This window comes from Streptomyces subrutilus (assembly GCF_001746425.1).
GTDB lineage: Bacteria > Actinomycetota > Actinomycetes > Streptomycetales > Streptomycetaceae > Streptomyces > Streptomyces subrutilus_A.
The window spans coordinates 13,176-32,804 of the sequence record NZ_MEHK01000001.1 but is presented as its reverse complement, the minus strand read 5'-3'; the positions used below and the strand labels follow the sequence as shown (position 1 = coordinate 32,804).

At 70.6% G+C, this 19,629-nt stretch carries 17 protein-coding genes; all 17 read right to left on the bottom strand.

Features of this window, described 5'->3' with window-relative positions:
• Positions 1 to 7: 7 nt before the first annotated feature.
• Positions 8 to 514: a pilus assembly protein TadG-related protein gene (locus BGK67_RS01250; protein ID WP_244291077.1), complete on the bottom strand. Its 507-nt coding sequence runs from the start codon at positions 512 to 514 to the stop codon at positions 8 to 10.
• A gap of 2 nt (positions 515 to 516) precedes the next feature.
• On the bottom strand, positions 517 to 987 hold the full coding sequence (locus tag BGK67_RS01245; RefSeq protein WP_069918131.1) for a TadE/TadG family type IV pilus assembly protein: 471 nt from the start codon (positions 985 to 987) through the stop codon (positions 517 to 519).
• Positions 984 to 1,367 carry a TadE/TadG family type IV pilus assembly protein gene (locus BGK67_RS01240; protein ID WP_347878447.1) on the bottom strand — a complete coding sequence of 128 codons (384 nt, stop codon included), beginning with the start codon at positions 1,365 to 1,367 and terminating at the stop codon, positions 984 to 986. Before BGK67_RS01240 ends, BGK67_RS01245 begins: the two co-directional genes overlap by 4 nt.
• An 84-nt stretch (positions 1,368 to 1,451) precedes the next feature.
• On the bottom strand, positions 1,452 to 1,652 hold the full coding sequence (locus BGK67_RS01235) for a hypothetical protein (RefSeq protein WP_069918129.1): 201 nt from the start codon (positions 1,650 to 1,652) through the stop codon (positions 1,452 to 1,454).
• Between the two features lie 27 nt (positions 1,653 to 1,679).
• Positions 1,680 to 2,561: a type II secretion system F family protein gene (locus tag BGK67_RS01230; protein WP_069918128.1), complete on the bottom strand. Its 882-nt coding sequence runs from the start codon at positions 2,559 to 2,561 to the stop codon at positions 1,680 to 1,682.
• Positions 2,558 to 3,466: a type II secretion system F family protein gene (locus BGK67_RS01225; protein WP_069923528.1), complete on the bottom strand. Its 909-nt coding sequence runs from the start codon at positions 3,464 to 3,466 to the stop codon at positions 2,558 to 2,560. Before BGK67_RS01225 ends, BGK67_RS01230 begins: the two co-directional genes overlap by 4 nt.
• Positions 3,467 to 3,477: 11 nt before the next feature.
• Complete coding sequence (locus tag BGK67_RS01220; RefSeq protein WP_069918127.1) at positions 3,478 to 4,878, bottom strand: TadA family conjugal transfer-associated ATPase; 1,401 nt, start codon at positions 4,876 to 4,878, stop codon at positions 3,478 to 3,480.
• 133 nt (positions 4,879 to 5,011) lie between these two features.
• Positions 5,012 to 5,824, bottom strand: coding sequence for a CpaE/TadZ family protein (locus BGK67_RS01215; protein ID WP_069918126.1), 813 nt, complete (start codon positions 5,822 to 5,824; stop codon positions 5,012 to 5,014).
• Positions 5,824 to 6,450 carry an SAF domain-containing protein gene (locus BGK67_RS01210; protein ID WP_244291076.1) on the bottom strand — a complete coding sequence of 209 codons (627 nt, stop codon included), beginning with the start codon at positions 6,448 to 6,450 and terminating at the stop codon, positions 5,824 to 5,826. Before BGK67_RS01210 ends, BGK67_RS01215 begins: the two co-directional genes overlap by 1 nt.
• A gap of 1,019 nt (positions 6,451 to 7,469) precedes the next feature.
• Entirely contained in the window at positions 7,470 to 8,075 is a 606-nt protein-coding gene (locus BGK67_RS01200) for a hypothetical protein (RefSeq protein WP_069918123.1), read from the bottom strand.
• Positions 8,076 to 8,821: 746 nt separating this feature from the next.
• Positions 8,822 to 9,730 carry a replication-relaxation family protein gene (locus BGK67_RS01190; RefSeq protein ID WP_069918121.1) on the bottom strand — a complete coding sequence of 303 codons (909 nt, stop codon included), beginning with the start codon at positions 9,728 to 9,730 and terminating at the stop codon, positions 8,822 to 8,824.
• Positions 9,727 to 12,303, bottom strand: a complete 2,577-nt coding sequence (locus tag BGK67_RS01185) for a hypothetical protein (RefSeq protein WP_069918120.1) — start codon at positions 12,301 to 12,303, stop codon at positions 9,727 to 9,729. Before BGK67_RS01185 ends, BGK67_RS01190 begins: the two co-directional genes overlap by 4 nt.
• Positions 12,285 to 12,605, bottom strand: a complete 321-nt coding sequence (locus BGK67_RS01180) for a hypothetical protein (protein WP_141753977.1) — start codon at positions 12,603 to 12,605, stop codon at positions 12,285 to 12,287. The genes BGK67_RS01185 and BGK67_RS01180 overlap by 19 nt, the downstream gene beginning before the upstream one ends.
• 329 nt (positions 12,606 to 12,934) lie before the next feature.
• Complete coding sequence (locus tag BGK67_RS01175; protein WP_244291075.1) at positions 12,935 to 13,897, bottom strand: C40 family peptidase; 963 nt, start codon at positions 13,895 to 13,897, stop codon at positions 12,935 to 12,937.
• A 153-nt stretch (positions 13,898 to 14,050) separates the two neighbouring features.
• Positions 14,051 to 16,663, bottom strand: coding sequence for a hypothetical protein (locus tag BGK67_RS01170; RefSeq protein WP_141753976.1), 2,613 nt, complete (start codon positions 16,661 to 16,663; stop codon positions 14,051 to 14,053).
• A 50-nt stretch (positions 16,664 to 16,713) separates the two neighbouring features.
• Positions 16,714 to 17,070 carry a hypothetical protein gene (locus tag BGK67_RS01165; RefSeq protein WP_069918117.1) on the bottom strand — a complete coding sequence of 119 codons (357 nt, stop codon included), beginning with the start codon at positions 17,068 to 17,070 and terminating at the stop codon, positions 16,714 to 16,716.
• The gene (locus BGK67_RS01160) at positions 17,067 to 19,592 is read right to left on the bottom strand and encodes an ATP-binding protein (protein WP_167739636.1); all 2,526 of its coding nucleotides are present in this window, start codon (positions 19,590 to 19,592) and stop codon (positions 17,067 to 17,069) included. Before BGK67_RS01160 ends, BGK67_RS01165 begins: the two co-directional genes overlap by 4 nt.
• Positions 19,593 to 19,629: the final 37 nt, after the last annotated feature.

The window sequence follows — 19,629 nt, the reverse complement described above, 5'->3', positions numbered from 1 at the left end:
TGGTTGCTCATTGGGGTGCGGTGACGCCGTGGAGGAGGCGGGCCGATCCGTGGCCGCTGACGCTCATCGAGCCGATCCCCACCACCGACAGGAACGTGGTGGGGTAGGTGCCGTTGACGGTGACGGTCAGCTGGGTGCGGTCCGCGGACAGGGTGACGCTGCCCTGGTGCCCGGCCCGCACAAGGTAGGCGTAGGCGGCGGCTTGAGCTGCGTCGGGATCCGCGCGCACTCCATCGCCGGTGACCGCGGCTGCCGGGTCGATGGCCTGCCCGGCCGCGCGGGCGGCCTCCATGGCGACGGCGTCAGCACGCTCGGTGGCGCGGAGCTTGCCACCGCCGTCGATGGCCAGGCCGATGATGCCGAGCAGGGCGATGGTGCAGATCGCGGTGTAGACGGCGATCCCGCCGTCATCCCGGCGAAACCGCTCCCGCCGCCGCGCTGACGGCTGGCGAAGCTGTTCCTCTGGTCGCTCGCCGCGCTGCTCATTGGCTTGGGGGTGGGGTGGCTGGGGCATGGTCAGCCCTCCCGGGATCGGTAGGCGTCCACCACCGAGGTGAAGGAGCTGGTCATGGTCTTGTTTCCCGGTACGCCAGCCAGCAGCAGGTCGGCGAGCGGCACGGTGCAGGAGACGGTGACGGTGACGGTGCCAACCTGGCCGAGCGGGACGGCGAGCCCCGAGGAGTCGATGCTCGTGGAGGTCGACGCGCACTGGATGCCCTGGTCGTTCAGGGAGCGGGCGGCCGCGGCCGCAGCCTCGGTTTGGGCGCTGGCGTAGGTGCGTGAGATGGATGCGGCGCGGGCCGCGTCCTCGGCGGCGGCGTCGACTTTCGCGCCGGAGGTGACGATCCGCCCGCCGGCGATGGCCAGGCACAGCAGCATCAGAAGCAGCGGGGTGACGATGGCGGCCGCGATGGCCTCGCTGCCCCGGTCCTCGTGGGCAGCGGCGAGCCTCCGGGCCGCCCGCGACGGCAGGCATGTGCGGGTCATGGCGTGGTCCACCGTTCACGGGGCGCCCCAGCGGACTGGGATACGGAGAGACCCCAAACCCCGGGGATGAGGGAGGGGGCGTGGCCGGTGACGGTGACCCGTACGTCGGTGGCGGTGCTGCCTGACGTGCTGACCGTGCTACCGGTGAGGCTGTCGCCCGCGATCCGGCCGAGGGTTTCGCGGGCCCGGGCGGCTCCCGCGCCTTCTGGTGACTGGTACGTGCGTGCGGCGGCGACACCCTCGCGCGCGGCGGTCAGGGCGATACTGCGGGCGTAGACCCACATGGCGGCCTGCACCACGGCGACGGTGACCAGGATGACGAAGGGAAAGACGATCGCCATCTGGATGGATGACTCCCCCCGGTCGCCCAGCCGGCCCAGGTCCGACCACCAGTTGGGACGGCTTCGCGCCCTACGTGCCACTACGCTGCGCCCCCTTCTTGTGTGTCCTGCGCTGTAGGGGGCTCAGATCCCGGACAGCTTGCCGTTGTACTTGGTGATGACGACGCCGAGTGTCCCGGCGATGGCGAGGGCCCCGGCGACGACGGCGACCCAGATGATGACCGTGGTGATGGAGATGTCCCCCCGGTCCTTGCCGCTGTGCTTCTTGATGTCCTCCCAGCGCGACTTCAGGGCGATCGACAGCCGGATGGCGTGTTTGGTCATGTTCGAAAACTCCCTTGGATGTACGGGTCAGGTGTTGAGCATGCGGATGACGGCAGGGAACGCGATCAGGAGCATCACCAGGACTGCGAGGAGAGCGCCGGGGGCGGTCATCTTCTCGCTGTCGGCGTTCGCTTCCGCCGCCTGCGCGGCGAGAAGCTCGCTACGCAGGTTCTTGGCACGTGAGCGCAAGGTGGCGTAGACGGAGGCGCCGTCGTCGGCGGACTGCCGCATGATCGCGGCGAGGTCGTCCAAGACAGGCAGGTCGAGTTCGGCGGTCAGGCGAGCCAGTGACTCCCAGTGCGGGACCTTGTCGACCCGCGAGCGCGCCAGTGCCTGCTGGATCCGCACGAACGCCCAACCGTGACCGGTCTGCGCTGCCTGCTCCATGGCCTGCTCCGCGGAGACGTTCCCTGCCCGGCGCAACGCGACGAGATCGAGGTAGGCGGCCATGGCGTGCGCGAACTCCGCCCGTGCCCGTTTGGCCTTGTCACGCAGCGCGAGATCGGGAGTGAACCAGAGCAGGACCGCGGCCAGCAGTCCGACGACCACTGGCAGGTAGAGCGGCACGCCCAGCAGCAGGAGCGGGATCGTCGATAGTGGCGGGAGAAGGAGCCCGCCGCCGGCCAATGCGACCTTCGTCAGCAGGAACTTCGCCGGGGTGGTGCCGGTGAGGGCGAGGTCCTTGTGTGGGATCCGCACGCCCGGAACGTCGGCGAGGTGCTCGACCAGCCACCGGCCCCACTGCTCATCCCGGTTGACGGCTTCTTCTTCCGTGCGCAGCGGGGCGGGTTCGTTCAGGCGGCGCAGGGCCGGGCCGAGGGCGGGCGCGGGGCGCAGGACCTCAACGATGAGCAGCGCGGCGCCGGCGCCGATAGACGCACCGGACAGGACGGCGGCGAGGGGAATCATGCGGGCATCTCCACGCTCTCGGCGTCGGTGGGCCCCGCGGGGGTGACGGCGCTGCGGGGGTCGGGGACCAGGAAGCGGGGGACGGGTTTGGTGTCGGCGATCTGCCGCATCAGGGCGAGGACGCCGATGAACCCGGCGGCCAGGACGGCCAGGACCAGCTGCCCGATCAACGTGCCGTAGGGGGCGGTGTAGGAGGGGATGAGGAAGCCGGCGCCGACGACTGCGAGGGTGATGATGGTCATCCACCGCATCGTGGTGCGAGGCTTGGCCCGGTCCGCTTCGATCGACCGCCTGCGGGAGACCTCTTCATGTACCGACTCGGCGAGGTCCCCCAGTGCCTGGGCGAGGCCGGGGCCGCGGTCGGCGGCGGACAAGATGAGGGCGGCGACCACTTTGTCCGCGGTGACGTCGTCCAGCGCGTCACCGAACAGGCGCAATGCGTCGGTCGGCCGCCAGCCGACGTGGAGACGGTCGGCGAGGTCGCCGACTTCGGCGGCGATCTCGTGGGGGCAGCCCTTGCGGGAGACTTGCAGGGCTTCGTCCAGGCCTCGGCCCAGGCGCAGGATGTTGGCCAGGCGCTGGGTCCAGTCGCCGAGCGCCTCCAGCTTCCCGATCCGCGTGGTCGCCGATTTCGTCGGCGCGAGCAGCCACGGCACCCCCACCACCGCCATAAACACCAGCGCTCCGGCGACGAACACCCTGGTCACCAGCCACAGCAGCACCCCTGCCAGGGCGCCTGCGGCCAGGCGGGTACGGCGGGCCATCCGCTGATCCCGCCCGGCCAGCTGACGTCCCGCGCGCAGCCGGGCCGCGAGCGTCGGCCCCTTCGGCGCCGTCGTCCCCACCACCCCGACCCAGAGCCCCACCAGACCGCCCGCAAGCGCGAGGCCTGCGAGCACCCACATCAGCAGCGTCGTCACAGCCCCGCTCCCTCATCGATCAGCAGCGGCAGGGGGGCGCTCCACGCACCTGCCGGGTCGTTGAGGAGAACGGCATCGAAGCCAGCGCGGCGCAGGTCGTTGATGCAGCGAGGGTGCATGAGCGGCACCGCCCGGTGCTCACCCCACTCCTGCCGGGGCCCGAAGATCGTATTCGTCTCGGGGCGGCCGCCCTCCCCGATGCCGGTGACCTCCAGGACATGGGAGACGAACCGGTGCCGGTGCCCACCGATCTTCGTCTCGTCGATCGAGGAGACGAACACGATGAAGTGCAGCCCGTTCGCCGCCTGCCGGTAAGCCAGGGCCTCGGACATGTTGGCCTGGGCCAGCAGGTACAGCTCGGCGATCCGGTCAAACACCACCGACGGGTGAATGGCGTGCAGGGTGCACAAGTTGCCGCCCGCGCCGTTCGTCATCGCCTGGAGCATCGCCGCAATCTCCGGCCCGCGGACCTCACCCACCACGATCCGCGTCAGCGTCATCCGCAGCGCCCGATACATCAGATCCATCAGCGTGATCTCACCTGCGGCCTGCCCTGCGACCATCTCGCCGTTGGACTCGCGTGCCTCCATCGGCACGACTTGGCGGTGGTGCCCGTTCTCGTGGGCGAACAGCTCGTACTCAGTCTCGAGCGTGGCGAACCGCTCGTCGGGGTCGATCTCTTTCAGCAGTGCGCGCAGCAGGGTCGTCTTACCGGCGGCCTGAGCGCCGACCACCATCACGTTCTTCTCCGCCCGCACGCACGCGCGCAGGAACTGCTCCAGCGTGGTGTCGAGCATCCCCCGCTCGACCAGGTCGGGCAGGTCCGCGTGACGCATGCTGTGCCGGCGGATCGTCACATAGGTGCCCGGCGTGACGTCGATGACCGCCTGCAGACGGGACCCGTCCGACAGACGCAGCGCCAGGAACGGATCGGCGGTCGAAAGGCTCCGCTCCGCCTGGCCCGTGGTGCGCCGCGCGAGATCCCTAAGGAGCTCACGCAGCTCTTCATCGGAGTTGGCGACCGGCGCTACCCGGAGGCGGCGGCCGTCGGTGAAGTCCAGCCACACATCCTGGAAGCCGTTGATGAAGATGTTCTCCACCAGCGCGTTGTCCAGGTACTGCTGCAGACGCCCGGCTCGGAACTGCAGATCGAAAACGGCCTGCGCGATCGCCGCGTCCTCCGCCGGACTCGTCGCAACCCCACGCTTGACCGCCTCGGCATCCGACCACACCGCCACCTGCTCATTGATCAAATGCCGGCCCTGCTGCTCCTGCGCAGCCGCGTTCATCCCCGGCCGCGCCCGCAACAGATCGCTTAACCGCTCCCCGACCTCCTTCTTGATCAGCCGCACCGACGCGTAGTCCACCTGCACCCCACCCGATACGACCGGCGTCATCGCGGCCCCGACCGCGGACGGCGTGCCGAGATCCGCCGGCCCTGTACCGCCGGGGGAGCGTGCGAGACCGGGGCGGGGCAGGCGGGCCTGAAGCGGCGCGCCCACGGCTACGTGAGGATTGTGGTGCAGGGGGTTAGCGCGCATCGGCCACCATCCGCGTAGTGGGAGAGGGGAGGGCAAGGCGTGAGCGGCGGACCGCTACCAGCTCCTGCACCCGCACCGCCGCCGAACGCGCGGAGCGCATCAGCTCGCTGGACTCGAATTTGCGGGGTTGCTCCGCCCCGTCGGACAGCACCTTGGCCTCCTTGGGCCGCCACGGCAGCACTGCCGTGACCGGGACTTCCAGCGTCCGGCGGACTTCCTCCTTGGAGAACGGTCCCTCGTCCACGAGGAGCAGGCCCAGCTCGGCGCCCCCGCCGAGGAATTCGCGCAGCGCATTCAGGCGCACCTGCGCACTCTGCAGGCTGCGCAGGGTTGTACGGGCCAGCATCAGGACGACGTCCGCCCGCTGGGCGAGGACCGCGGACGCTCCGAACGCGCCGCGCCGCCCCAGGTCCACCAGGACGTCGTGCTGGTGCGCCTCGATCCCGGCGAACATGTTCGCGAGCGGCTTCCACACCGGTTCCATCGTGGAGGCGTGCCCCGGATCGTAGAGACCAGGCAGCACCAGACGGTCGCGGGTCCCCTCGTCGGTGACATCGACCAGCTGACGCCAGAACGCCTCACCGAGTTGACCCTGGCGTCCCGCCACCGCGAGATTCCGCATCCCGCGGGAACTGTCCAACGTCCCCTGCAGAGCCCCCGGCAGGATCGCACCGCCGTCCGGATCGGCCTCGGCCAGCACCACCCGCTGCCCCTCCGCCAGCGGCCACGTCATCAGCAGAGCCATCGCCGCCGTGGTCACTCCCGGCGCGCCCAGGCCCCCGGCCAGCGCGATGACGGCCATCAGCTGCCCTCCTGCGGCGCCAGGATCAGGGCGACCGCACCCGTCGCCACCCGCGCGGCCAGCGTGGGACCGTCAGCGGCTGGCACAGCCACATCCACCACCACAACACCCGTCGCTGGAGCCGGCTGACCAACGGCAACCACCGTCGCGGCCAGCGTCTTCGGTGCCCCGGCCACGTCACCCGGCTTCCCGCCCCCAGTCGCCTGGGCCGGATCCGGCGTCGACACGATTAGCACCTTCTGCCCGGGCGCGAGACGACTCGCAGGAAGCTGCGACGGCTTGAGCGCCACGCCCACTAGCTGCTCACTCGCCTTGACCAGCGACTCGGAAGTGACCTGTCCGGGAGAGAGCAGCGAACCCGTCTCCAGCGCCACCGCGGCCCGCTGCCCGACCATGCCCGCCTTCTTCGTCACCGGCACGGCCTTGACGGCCGGGTCCAGGGCGAGCGACGCCGGGGCCAGATCTGCGTCCGTGATAGCCGCTCCAACCGGCACGTCACGGGCCACGACCAGCACGGCGGTCCGCTGCCCGGACGCGGTGAAGAGCAGTGCCCCGGACAGGCCGCCGGCGGCGATCAGCGCAACGGACAGAGCGATTAGCCCGGGGCGCCGACGCCGCTGACGCACAACCCGGGGGGCTGCTGCCGGCTGGCCTCCGGGTCCGCCGGGCCCGGGTACGGCGGCACGGCCCGATGTCGCGGGCGTGGTGGTGCTACTCACGTGCTTTGCCTCCAGACAGAAGGGGGAAGGGTGCGTGGGCGGCCCGGGCCGCTACTGCCCGACCACTTGGACCTCGCCCACCGAGACGGTGAACGCCGACTGGCGGACCTCGGTGAGCTGACCAGTCCGGCCGCCACCGGTAACCATCCAATCCACGGTCCACGTGGACGTCGCGGTGCCCTTGTATGCGCTGCCGGTCTGGCCAGCGGACGTTGCGCGGTAGAGGTGACCGCAGTCGGGGGAGGGCGTCATCCCGCGGCCGGGGGTGTACGGAGTGCCGGGGCCCGAGCACGTTATGCGGGCACCGTCCCCCATGTCCCACATGACGGACGACACCTTGGCCGTCGCCGTTACCGTGATCCCGCCGGCTGACGCTGACGCGGTGTTCGGTCCCCACGTGGTCGGGCTCTGGCTTACCCACAGCCACATCGGCACACCGACTGTGTACTGGCCCTCTGGCCTCGGACTGGCGACCACCGGGCCTTCAAGGAGCATGCTGTCCACCGCGCGCCGCGCGAGCACGGCCGGGTCCACGGCAGGTGCGGGAGCGCTTTTCGACCAGAATGCGCCCCCGATGGTGTCAATGTTGGCCGTTCCGAGGCCCCCCGCGCAGGTGTTGACGTAGACCGCCCCGTCACCGGGCTCGTGTCCCTCCCACAGAGCGCTCCCCGCAGGGGGCTGGGGTTTCAGACGCCGAATTTCGCACGACGTCCCATCGATCAACGGATCGCTCTTGCTACTGCCGTTGCCGTTGCCGTTGCCGGAGGGGCCGGGCCCCGTACTGCCGCCCGGCTTCTCTGGGATGTCCACCTCGACACAGACGCGCATGCTCGCGCAGCCGCTCGCCCCTGTTTCGCCATCAGCGCTGGCCGACGGAGCGATGGCTACGATTAAAGCGAGACCGCCCAGTGTGGCGGCGCCGCTTCTCAGCATGCCTGGTCCTGAATCTTCTCCTCGATGACCACCCAACCGTTCGGCCACTTTTCGGCGGTCAGCGTGGTGATGTACCGAAGGAGTCGCTCCGGGGGCAGGGCGACCTCGTTGCCTGTCTTCTGTTCGACGGACTTCCACTGGGTGATGTCCACGCAGTCTGTGATCACGGCAGTTTTCAACTTTTGGCCGTCCTTGAAGTCCACGGCCGTGTTCGAATGCTGAACCTTGCCCGTGATGACTTGGCCGACCCGGCGCAGGCTCGCCAGATCCTTTTCGTTCTGTGCGTACGCGGACCCGGAAGCCACGTCCTTCAGGGCTGTACCTGTTGAGTCCGACTTCGCGTAGGCGTCGGTGAGAACGCCCCAGTACCGGTCATAGGCCGCCCGGACCTCCGCCCTGTCGGCCTCCAACGGGTCGGCCGACGGGGTGGGCGCCACCACTGAGGGGGAGGGGGAAGCGCTGGCAGGCAGCGTGTTCTTCTCATCCTTGACGTCCGTGGTGCAGCCAAGGATCAGGGCGGCGATGGCCGCAGTGATGGTGGCGGCCGCGAGCAGCCGGTGGTGAGTGGTTCGGGTGTGGTGCTGTCGTGGCGTTGTCACGGAGGTCTCCCCGGTAGTCACTCGTCGGTGGGTGCGCCGTGCCGTATTTCCCAGGCCGCGAGGCAGCAGGAAAATAGCTGATGCAACGTTCTTGGGTGCTGTCCCCCTCGCCTGATACAGGGCACCCTACGATGTCAACGACGCAGGTTCTATTGGGTTCTTGGGGCGCAGTCGATCGAACGTCACGCTTGTACCGGAATGTGGGCTGGTCATATGTCCGTACGCGTCTGAGGTGCGGCTTTCATCCCGCATGGCCGGGACGGGGCGGTCATCGGCAGGCTCTGGCGGGTCATGGCTGGAACTATCCTTTCTGGCTAATTCTTTGCTACCGGTAATGCTTCCTTGTGGTGGTCACCGGTTTTCTCACCAGTAGCGTCCGGGCGGGTCACGATCGGGAGCCGGTTCACTCACCAGCCACCGATGGCACCGGGTAGGTGGCTGTCCCGGACGGGGATGGGTTCAGGACGGAGGCTCTGAACCGTCGTCCGTCGGGAGGCCCGGCCGCGTGGTCGCGTGTAGCCGTGCAGCTGCACTTGGGGCGGGAGGCTGTGCCGAAAGCTGAGACGGGATTGGGTCCTCTTCATCCCAGGTGAACTGGTAGGCGTCATAGTCGTCGATGAGGCCGGTTTCCATCTGGGCTTCGCGGTCGGCGAGCTGGGCCATGAGGCCGCTGTGGTCGCTCTGGCACTCCTGCCAGTCGGCGGCCTCCTCGGCGGACAGACCCCTCTGCCGCACGGGGTGGCCGCTCACAACTGCATCCAGCCGCGGCGTTCGGCGTCACCGGCAAGCGGCGTCCACACCGGGGCGCTCGGTCCGTGTTCTTCGAGGTCCTCGAGGACGGCGGCGCCGAGGGGGACGCGGGCGGCGAGGCGGGTGACGAGTTCGTGGTCGGTGGTCATGCGACGCAGGTCAAGGATGCGGTTGGCGAGGGTGGTGGGGGAGGCGCCGGTGAGGATGAACAGGACGCGGGGGAAGCGCGGGTAGAAGCGCTGCCAGGCGAAGGTGGCTGCCTGGTCGGCGACGGTCTGGCGGCGTCCGGCCTGTTGGGGTGTGTAGTCGTAGAGGCGTGCGTAGGTGATGAGCTTGCGGGCCAGGCGTTCGCTGCTCATGGTCGTGCGGTCGATTTCCACGAAGGCCCGGTAGTGGACCCGGCGGGGGCGATGGGCGGTGTAGTGGAAGACGGCGTCCGCGACGAGGCGGTCCTCACCGCCGGTGTCGGGGAGGCGGTGGGTGACCTCTGGCGCCCAGTCCAGTGGTTGGTACTCGTCCTGGCGGGTTCGGGCGTCGGTGAGGAAGGCGAGGTGGGCGCGGACGCCGGTGAGGGTATGCGCGGAACGCAGGGCGGCCGCGGTGGGTGAGGTGATGGGGTCGGCGTTGCGGCCGCGGAGTTCGGGCCAGTCGCTGACAGCCTGGATGCCGGCCGGAGTGAGGAAGTGGGCCTGCAGGCCGCTGCGGCCGCCGAGGACGGTGTGAGCGATCAGGCCTTCGGCGCGCAGGGGCATGAGGACCTTGTGTACTTTTCGGGGCGGGGTGTGGGGCATGAGCATCTGGTGGATCTGGGTGGTGGCCAGCAGGCGGTGCTGGGCGATCAGAGCGAGGGCCTGGTGGGCGTAGGTGTCGCTGGTGTCGGGCTGGATCACGGTGGGGCTGGTCATGCGAACTGCTCCTCGGTGTCGTCGGTGGTCGGGGGAGTGAGGCCGGTGAGGAAGCTGCTGACCGTCTTTTCCTGTGCGAGGGCGAGGGCGGTGAGCTCGGACAGCGGCCGGGCGCCGGCGTTTCGTAGTGCGGCCTGCTGCAGGGCATCGGTCCGGGCTGGGCGGGCAAGGGTGGCGAACACTTCTTTCAGTTCGGGGCCGCGGACGCGCAGGGGCCCGACTTGGGTGCCGGCGACGGTGAAGGAGGCGTAGTGCTGCCACCGGTCCAGTGCGGCGACGTCCTCGGCGGTGACCTGGGTGCCGGGCCACTGGCTGGTGATCTGGGTGATCGCCTCGGCCGAGCCGGCGGTGGTCGACAGACAGGAGGCGTTCTGCAGCAGCGCGGCGCGGGTGGCGGGGTTCAGGCGGTGCAGGAGCTGGGTCATGCCGTGCAGGCGGCAGCCGAACTTGCGCAGCTGCTCGGTGATCTCGGCAATGAGGGTGGACGCTGCGGTGTCGAGGGAGATCAGCTCGTCCAGGTAGAAGCGGAACGGGGCGCGCTTGCTCTCGGGGAGGTCACGTCGGGACAGGCCGGCCCGCAGGAAGTCCCGCACGATCAGGGTGATCAGCATGCGGTCGGTGGGGCCGGTGCCGGGCGGGCAGATCCACACGACGTGCGACTCGTCCATGGCCTGGCGGATGTCGTACCCGCTGACCGGGCAGCCCAGGAAGGCCCTCGTCACCGGGTTCGCTCCGAGACGCTCCAGCGGGTTGAGGACGGTCAGCAGGCCGTCCTTGGGCAGGTCGGGGAAGCTCACTGTCCACCAGCGGCGGGCCTCCTCGTCCAACGCCTTGAGCACGAGGTGGCGGAAGGACGGGACGGTCAGCAGTGGCCGGACCTGAAAGATGGTGGCTTGACTCTCCGGTTTCCCGGCGGCGACGGCTGCGGTGTTGACGGCCACCAAAGCCTCGACGGCTTTGGTCAGGATGGTCAGCGCCCGCGGAGCTGCGACGTCGTCCCAGCCCAGGGCGGTGGCGAACGCGTCGAGGACTGCGGCCGCCACCTCGTACGGGTGCTGCCTGCCGGCCATGTCCAGCAAGTTCCAGCAGGCCAGCAGCTCGTCCTCGCCCGATACGGTCAGGTCGAATAGCGCGATCCGGCGCATGACGTCGTCGTGGGCGAGGTAGCGGGCGACCTCGGTGAACGAGTCGCCGTGCGGGTCCACGAACGCGAGCCCGCGCCCGTTGTGGGCGCTGGCAACGGCGTGGACCTGGGCGCGCATCGTCTTGCCCCATCCGGCTTTCCCGGACTGGACCTCGAAAAGGGTGTCATCCTCACGGGTGGCCAGCAGCCGCTCTCGGCCATCACCTCCCTGGTACCAGCCCTGCGGCAGCAAATCCTCGCCCGGCCCGTACGTCGGCATCTGCGCCTCCGACACCGGGATCCGCGCGGCCACGGTGGGCGGCTTCAGCAGACCTGCCAGCTCCTCGATCCGAGCCCAACCGCTGCGCGCGGGCCGCATCAGCCCGCGTGCCCACTGCTCGTCGAAGCGGCCACGCCACGGCCACGCGTCCGGCCCGATCCGTACCGGCCCCACCGTCCAGCCCTGGGCGGAGAGGCGGGATGCGCCCGCGTAGACATCCATAGAAGCGTTGACCAGTGCCAGGAGCTGCTCGGCACGGCCCTCGGTGTCGGACGCGCATCGCACCAGGACCTGCACCCGCATCAGGCCTGCCCCCTCAGCGAGGTTGCCCACCGCGCGCTCGGGGTCGACGTGCTGCGGGCGTGGCGGCATGAGGACCGGGCCCCGGCCCCGGCCAGTCCACTGAGCCGGGTCGAGCAGCCCGGCCAGGCTGCCCGCGGACTCGGAGTCCAGCGCCCGCGCTTCGCGTGCGGCCTCGCGCCGGGCCCTGGCGCGGGCCTGCCGCAGGAGCTGCTGACGGCGCAGCGCCAGGTGCCAGCGCGGCGCGGGGGAAAGGTCGACGCACACCTCGGCGAGGTCGCCGAGTTCGGCCCGCAGCCCGGCGACCGCGTCGACCAGCGGCTGCAAGGGGTCCGGCTCCAGCGGCACCTCACGCAGCCCGGATCCCGGCTTACCGCGCAGCGTCAGGACCGCCCGCACGACATGGGCGCGACCCTTGTCCGCGACGGGCACGGCCGGGGTGATGGTGACCCGCGGACCGAACGGGGACCGGGACAGCAGAGCGCGGGCGCCGGCCGGCGCCTCGATCCGGTAGGTGAGGGGACGGCTCCCGTCGGCCCGCAGGCGCAACCGAAGCGTCCGGGCGCGGCGCGGCGTCCACCAGGGTCCTGACCCGGCCGCGCGGATCAGCTGCATGCCCTGGCGCCAGATATCCTCTTCCCCGGGCGAGAACTGCGCGGTCGGCACCAACTCCACATGCGTGCGCTCGGCCAGAGCCTTGGCGGCAAGGCGCTGCTGGAGCGCCTCCCATCCCACCAGCACCACACAGAAGGTCAGCACCAGCCACCACACGTTTGCGGCCACCCACGTCACGGCCGCCCCCAAGGCGGTCATGATGCTGCTGGCGGTGTCGACGGCATCGGCCGCGGACGTCATGAGGTTCGGGCCCATGTTCCGTCTCCGTTCTGGGCGAAATGGATGGTGGCCGGGCGGCCGTCCACGAAGGTGCCGGCGGGGTCCGCTCCGGCCCACACCAGCTGCACCACAGCCCCGGCGCCGGGATCGCGGCGGGCGGTCGCGGCCTGGATCCGCACCTGCGTGTACCGGGCCGTCTCGGCCAGCCACGCGCTGCGCCCCTGGCCCAGTAGCAGCGCCTCGTCGGTCGCGGGGAGGTCGCGTGGGGTGGCTGCGTCTATGACCTGCTGGATGATCGGGTCCGCGGCCACGCCTGAGCCGGGCGGCGGCAACTCCACGGGCCCGGACGGCATCGGCGACGTCGCCGATGCCGCGGCCGGTGCTGTGGCTGCGCTGGAAGTGGGACTGGCAGCGCTGGCCCCATCGACTCCAGTTGGCCCGCCCGTTCGGACCGCCAGCCTCGGAGTGGGCCGGATAGCCCCAACTCCCTTCGCCACGTGCGCCGTCACGGATGCGAGCGAGGTCGCCGTCCGTACGGCTGTGGGGTCCTGCCCGAGCGGTGGGGTGCTGTCGGCGTGGGGGCGCAGGCCCGCATACAGCAGGAGGGCTCCGGCACTGGCCAGCAGGGCGGAGGCGGCGATCAGCCGGTGCCCATTCCGTGTGGTGTTCATAGGAGGCGTGCCCCTCCGGCGTAGTCGGGCAGCGCGGTGACGGGGTCGATGCGCACCGGCTTGCCCGGCCGGGGAGCGTTGATCATTTTTCCGTCGCCGAGGTAGATCCCGACGTGGTGAATGCTGGCATCGGACGTAGGGCTGTAGCCGAAGAACACCAAGTCGCCGGGGGCAAGCGCGCCGAATCCTGCGGACGCGGGGATCCGCCGGCCCACCCCCGCCTGGGCGGCGGCGGTGCGGGGCAGACGGATACCGACCTTGGCGTAGGCATAGAGGGTCAGGCCCGAGCAATCGAAGCCGGTGACGGTGCGGCCGTCCTGACCGTCGGGCGAGCAGCAGATTCCGATGGAGGGCCCCTCAGCGTTGCCGCCGCCCCAGGAGTAGGGAACGCCCTGGTGGGCGAGGGCGGCCTGGATGACGGTGCCCGCATTCCCCGACGGGACGGCCGCAGCGGTGCCGAGGGAGTCGTAGCGGTCGATGCCCGACAAGACATCGTCCACGTACGCCCACGACCGGTTGTAGGTGTGGATCGCGGCGCGCAGCTGCTCGCGGACGGTGAGATCGCGGCCGTTCCCGCACAGGTAGACGGCGGCCGATGCGGCGGCGTCGTCGGCGTTGTGCGGGGACATCTCCCCGTCGCCGTTGCCGTCCTTCCCGTAGGCGCGGAAGGTCTCGGGGAGGAACTGGAAGGGGCCGACGGCACGCTCGAAGGCGGCATCCCCGTCCCAGCGGCCGCCGTCGGTATCCCGGATCGCAGTCGTGTTGCCGCCGGCACCGGAGCCGTCGAGTCGGGGGCCTGTGATCGGCGGCGTGATGTCGCCGCCTGAGGAGACCTGGCGGCCCGCGGCGTGGTCGGACTCGACCCGGGCGATCCCGGCGAGGATCTGCCAACGCATCCCCTTACAGCCGGGGACGTGCGCGCCGATCTGGGAGGCGCCAGTGAGGTAGGCGGTGAACATTCTGGGGGGGGATCCCGGCTGCCGCGGCATCGACGCCGCTCGCAGGGGTGCCGGCCCTGCTCCGGGCAGCCGCCGACAACAGAACGGGCCCGGTGCAGCAGGCCGCCGCCAGCATGAGGAGGACTCCGAGGCAGCCCAGCTTCTTCCACCGCTTCATGACTCAGCGCCCCCCTCGTGCCGTCGGCGCTCGGCCTCGGCCACGCGCCGTTCGAACATGCGCCGCAGCCGTTCCCGGTTCGCTTCCTCTGCTGCCCGCGCCTCGTCCTCACTTCGGGCTCCACTCGGTGCAGGACACTGTGACTGCGGGCGAGGCATCGGCTTCGGCCAGGGCTGCGGCCGTCGGCGCGAGGCCGGCGCAGCCCTGCCGCTGCCCGCCGTCCTACCGCCGCCCGCAGTGGTCCCCCCGGGTGCCGCGGCCCGGCCCGCCGCTGTGTTTCCGTCCCGCGATGCCTTCGCGCGGCGGTCGGCGGTTCCCCCCGCACGCGTGGCCGGCGTAGCGGGCGTGCTGCCGGAGAGGGGGCGGCTGACCGAGGTCCGCGCTACGGGTCGGGGTGCGTCGGCGAGCGGTGCGGTTGCGATCGTGGCGGCGATGGCGGTGTCACGGACGTGGCCTGCCGGGTCGTGAACCTGCCATGTGGTGGCCAGGGCCTGCCCGGTGTGGTCGATGCGGTCACGGACCGCGCGCCCGCCCTGCGCCCACGCGTGGCCGTCTTCGCGGAGGTGGTTGGCGGTGACGCTGAGCTGCTGCCGGGCGTCCTGCGTGTACTCCGTCGCTTTGGAGCGGGCTTTGTGCAAGGTACGGGGCAGGCCCAGGGTCGCCCCGTAGGCGATATGTGCGGTGCGGGAGGTGATGCGGTAGCCGCGCAGCCGGGACGCGCGGGTGTGGATACGGCTGCCGAGCAGCGGCCGGTCGGTCGCCGGGTCATGCAGCACCTGCCCGGAATCCTTGTCCACCACCAGCTCGCCACCGCCCGCACCGGTGCCCGCGTGGGCGTGCAGCTGCGCCGCGGCGGGGTGCTGTCCGGCCTTCGGGCCGATGAGCGCGGCGTGGGCCCCACGCAGAGCCACGGCGAGCGGAGCGATACCCCGCCTTCCTTCAGCCAGAGCGTCGCCGATCAGCCGGCCGGGCGAGAACGGCATACCAGCGCCGTCGCTGAGAGCGGCGACACTGCCCAAAGAGCGCAAGCGCGCCCCGAACGCCCCGTGCACGACGGAGGATCCGCCAGCGAGTCCGCCCAGTGCGCCGATGCCGGCCCGGGCGGCGGGGCCGTGCATGGCGAGCGAGGCTCCGAACTCGGAGTTGTCGCCGCGCAGGTGGCTGCCGCCGATCTTCGCGAACCGCATGCGGGTCGCCATGCGCTGCCCGAACCCGGAGGCCGAGGACAAGATCCGCCGGTGCAGGACCAGGAACGCGACGGCCAGGGCATCCACCAGAAGGAGACGTTCCATCATCTCTTCGGGGCCGGTGTCTGCGAGGAGCGCGTCCACGGCGATCCCGAACATGGGCAGCATCATCGCCGCGACGAACGCCACCAGCGCGGAGACGACGAACACGCCCAGCCACCGCCACAGCAGCATCCGGCTCGTGCCCGGCAGCATCGCCCATACCCAGGCGATCGGCCCGCCCGCCGCGGTAGCCGCATCCGCGCCCTGGGCGCCGAGCATGACCACCGACATCGAAACGATCATCAGCGCGACGACGATCACGGCGACCAGCAGGGCCATCACCGCCCACACCCGGTCCCACGACGGCTTCTGCGCATACAGCGCAGCCGTCTTTCCCACTGCCCCGGCGTCGTTCAGGTCCTTGACCAGGCCCGGGAATCCCCGTTCGTTCGTGCCGTGTTCGCGGCACCGCTTCTCGGAGGCCGGGTCCAACCACTCGCAGATCTCATCGCCGTCGGCCGTGGACGGTTGCGCGTTGCCCTTGACCCACTTCAGGTGTGCTTTGTAGGCGGCGGCTTCGTCGGGGTTCTTGGGGTCCAGGACCCGCCCGTACTGCACGAGCATGTACGGCTTGACGACCAGGGCGTCGGTCAGCGCGTTCTGGATCGGGGTGGTGACCGTCTTGCCGTCGGCCTGTTCGCTGGCGCACGCATCGTGGGCGGGGCCCACCGCGCTGTCGCAGGGCCGCCCGCCTTTGGCCGATGTACCGAAGTAGGAGTTGGTGGTGATGGAGGCGACTTCGACGGCGGACCGATGGGTCTGGGCGAGCGGTCCGTCCTGGCCGAGCAGGTAGTCCGGGCGCACGAACGCGGAGGCGGCCAACCCGGCGATGAGGAGGGTCAGGGCGATCTCGCCAAGGCCCTGCCCGACTTTGCCGCGAACGAAGGCAATCAGTCCGAACACGAACGCCCAGGCCAGCATGAGCGCGGGCAGCCCGAGGGTGTCGACGACGTTGCGCTGGTAGGCGTCTGCGAGGTTCTGCGCGGGATCGGTGAGGAGCGTCAGCAGCGGGAAGCGGAAGATGAAGCCGATCAGCCAGCAGCACAGCCCGACCAGCAGCCGCACCAGGTTGAACAGGCCGCTGAGGATGAGCCGCTGGGTCTCCCCGGCGACATCGAAGGGACTGGTCCCGGTGACCACACTCCCCACGACGTCGTTGGTAGAAGGGGCTTTCACGTGGCTTTCCAGCTGGTAGCTGGAGAGCGGCACACCTTCACGGGTGGGGATGTCCAGGGGTGCCAGCAGGCCTACACCGGGCGCGGATCCGTCGGCGGCCGCTGCCACGGCGGTGTTCGTCACCAGGAACACGATCGTGAGCAACGTGATGAATCCTGCAGAGCGCAGGGTGCCGCGGTCCACCTGGATCCGCCTCATCGCATCCGCCGCTCGACCGTCAGGACAAGTCCTACGGCCCCGCCGATTGCGGCGGTGGCGAACAGCGTCAGGGCGACGCGCCCGTCCATGCCAGCGGGCACGCGAATCACGGCGGCCGCCGCGGAATGGTCGGCCACCGTGGCGGGCATGCTGGGACCGGCTGGCGAGGGCGCGCGGGTGCAGTAGTCATGCGCCGGGCCGACGACCATGTCACAGGGACCGCCCTTCGCCGCCGCAGGCAGAGACGTGACCCGCGGTGGCTGGCTCTGGGGGAGGGCCCATGCGGCGACGGTGCAGGTGAACAGAAGCAGAGCGAGGACGCCAGTGAGCAGCAGCCGCAGGTGAGTGTTCATCGCGAGGTCTCCCCGTTGGCCGCTGCGGAACTCGAGCGGCCGGGTGTCGTAAAGATCGATTTCGTGAGGCGGGAGACGGGCGGGACCACGACCTTGATCCGGCCGACCTGCATGCGCGGATCACGCAGCAGCATCTCGCCCTCGCGGCCTGCCTGGCCGACAGGGGAAAGACCGGTGGTCACCAGCCGCAACAGGTCCTCGTCCTTGCCGTCCAGACCGAGGAAGGCCAGGCCGCGGGCTGCGCGGGCGTGGTCGCTGGTGCGGGCCAGGAACCGGTAGGCGATCAGCCCGGCGTCCTTGCCCAGTTCCGTCTCGTCGTGAGCGCCGAGGAACACCCCTGCGCCGTGCTTGCGGCCGTCGTGCAGGATCTCGTGGACGAGCGCGGCCCCCTCCGTTGAGGAGGTGAGCCAGTAGCACTCGTCCATGGCGACCAGACAGAATCGCTCCGGCTCGGTGAACGCGGCCTGCCGGGCGATCGCCGCGACCAGATACAGCACGGCCCGCCCGATCAGGGCCTCCAGCGGCTGCTGGCGCAGCACCTCGACGTCGGCGAACGCCTCACGCGGCGGGAGCGTCAGGCCGGCGGTCGTGATGACGACCATGTCGGCGCCCAGGTCCCCGCCCAGGGTGACCGGAGGCAGGTCTGGGTCGAACACCATCGCGGCAAGAGGGTTCGTGCGGACGATCCGCAGCAGGTCTGCCATGGTCGCTGCGGCGTCGGCGCGGCTGGTGCCCGCGGTTGCGGCGAGGGCCGTGAGGACGTCCAGGACCTTGCCCATGGAGGGCTGCGGACCCCCGGACACCTCTTCCACAGCGTGGTGGAGGACGGCGCCGGCGGCGCTCATCGCCCCCACCCCCAGCTGCAGGGTCAGGTAGGAGAGCGCGTAGTGGGCGCCGACGGGTCCGCCGAAAACCCTCAGCGGGTCGATGGAGATCCGAGCCTGGGCGGCGTCGATGACCTGGCACCGCTCACCGGCCGCGGACCGGGCGAACGCCGCCCATTCCCGGATCGGGGTCCGGTCGATGACAATGGCCCTCCCGCCCCGGTCCACGACCGCAGAGGTGACCAGCTTCTCCAGGACGCTCTTGCCGCCGCCCAGGTCACCGATGACCGCGCTTGAGGCGGAGGCGTTGACCTGCGGAGCGTCCGCCGGATTGAGCAGGACCGGGCGGATGGTGCCGCTGTCCAGGTCGTGGCCGATCATCATCCCGGCCGGATCCCCCACCGTCGACACGGTCAGCGCGCCACTGGCTGCCCAGTCCTCAGACAACTGGTGCTGGGTGAACTGGGTGACCTTCGGGGACCGTACCGATCCGGGAAGCGACAGAGCGAAGAGCTCCTCCTGCATCCCGACCGGCCGCACCGCCCGGTAGTCCGCCCCGGACAGAGCCGCAGACAGTTCTCGGGCCCGGGCGTCACACGTGGCGGCATCCGGCGCCCACACGGTCAGCACGGTCACCGACTGGACCTCGACCTCCACCGACGTCCGCGCCATCCGCGCGTCCTGCTCGGCGAGATCCCCGGCAGCGTCCGGTAGTGAGTGCGGCATCCCGGTCGGCTGCGCCCCGTACTGGCCGGCCTGGTCCAGCAGCTCACGCTTCTTGCGCTGGACCTGCGCCCGTGCCTTCTTCGCGGGCACTACCCGCAGGTCCACGGCGACATCGACGGGGAACGGCATGCCCTCCAGCTGAGCCAGGACATCCGCGCTCGCCACTGACACCGCCGGCGGGAGCTCGGCAAGGACGAGGTGGGCCTGGTATCCGGTACCGGCATCCGTCTCGACCTGGAGCCACTTGCGGCCAACCGGCGAAGCCGTCGCAGCCGACCGCCACCACCCGCCCGGCCCCGCCCGGCGCGCCTTCGCGCTCTGCGTGCCCTCCTTGGGCTGGCCGCCCTCGGACAGACGGACCTGGCCCAGGTCGCAGTAAGAGGGCGAGTGGAGCTGTCCGTCGTGGACGCGGCTGCCGTACAGGGGGCTCGCTCCGGCGTCGGACAGGAGAGGCTCCTCCAGCCCACGGTGCAGGGCGTGCTGGGCGATCCACACGATCTCGGCCGGGGACGCAGGCCGCAGCCCCAGGCCCCCGCCGAGCGAGGCCTGCAGACGCTCGGCGTCCCTCTGCGCCGCGAGGACATCAGCCTCGGGCACCGCCACCGGCGGCACGCCCAGGACGGCAGACAGTTCCGCGTACAGGGCCCCGAAGGATCCAGCAGCCGCACCGCCCTTGCGCGGCAGAGGCACAGCCAGCCACAGGGTCCGCTCGTGCATCTCCTCACCGGCCAGCAGGTCCACCGCGGCCGCACACGTCTCCGCCCACGCAGGCATCTGCTGCCAGGGCAGGCCTTCGACCATCCGCTCGGCGACCTCTCCCGGATCGGTCCGCGCAGCCAGCGCGAAAATCCTCGGCTCCATCGCCGGCATCGACCGGACAAAGGAACTGATGCGGCCGAGGAGTTCATCGCGGACGCGGGCGGGCTGGTAGCCCCCCGTGAGCGGAGCCACCCGCCACACCGCCCACACCATGCCGGACGTCGACCACAGCACATGACCGGCGATGTGC

Bases quoted from the DNA above. Each gene is read 5' to 3' on its own strand.
- BGK67_RS01250 (WP_244291077.1), bottom strand. From the start codon at position 514: ATGCCCCAGCCACCCCACCCCCAAGCCAATGAGCAGCGCGGCGAGCGA.
- BGK67_RS01245 (WP_069918131.1), bottom strand. From the start codon at position 987: ATGACCCGCACATGCCTGCCGTCGCGGGCGGCCCGGAGGCTCGCCGCT.
- BGK67_RS01235 (WP_069918129.1), bottom strand. From the start codon at position 1,652: ATGACCAAACACGCCATCCGGCTGTCGATCGCCCTGAAGTCGCGCTGG.
- BGK67_RS01230 (WP_069918128.1), bottom strand. From the start codon at position 2,561: ATGATTCCCCTCGCCGCCGTCCTGTCCGGTGCGTCTATCGGCGCCGGC.
- BGK67_RS01225 (WP_069923528.1), bottom strand. From the start codon at position 3,466: ATGTGGGTGCTCGCAGGCCTCGCGCTTGCGGGCGGTCTGGTGGGGCTC.
- BGK67_RS01220 (WP_069918127.1), bottom strand. From the start codon at position 4,878: ATGACGCCGGTCGTATCGGGTGGGGTGCAGGTGGACTACGCGTCGGTG.
- BGK67_RS01215 (WP_069918126.1), bottom strand. From the start codon at position 5,824: ATGGCCGTCATCGCGCTGGCCGGGGGCCTGGGCGCGCCGGGAGTGACC.
- BGK67_RS01190 (WP_069918121.1), bottom strand. From the start codon at position 9,730: ATGACCAGCCCCACCGTGATCCAGCCCGACACCAGCGACACCTACGCC.
- BGK67_RS01185 (WP_069918120.1), bottom strand. From the start codon at position 12,303: ATGGGCCCGAACCTCATGACGTCCGCGGCCGATGCCGTCGACACCGCC.
- BGK67_RS01175 (WP_244291075.1), bottom strand. From the start codon at position 13,897: ATGTTCACCGCCTACCTCACTGGCGCCTCCCAGATCGGCGCGCACGTC.
- BGK67_RS01165 (WP_069918117.1), bottom strand. From the start codon at position 17,070: ATGAACACTCACCTGCGGCTGCTGCTCACTGGCGTCCTCGCTCTGCTT.
- BGK67_RS01160 (WP_167739636.1), bottom strand. From the start codon at position 19,592: ATGGTGTGGGCGGTGTGGCGGGTGGCTCCGCTCACGGGGGGCTACCAG.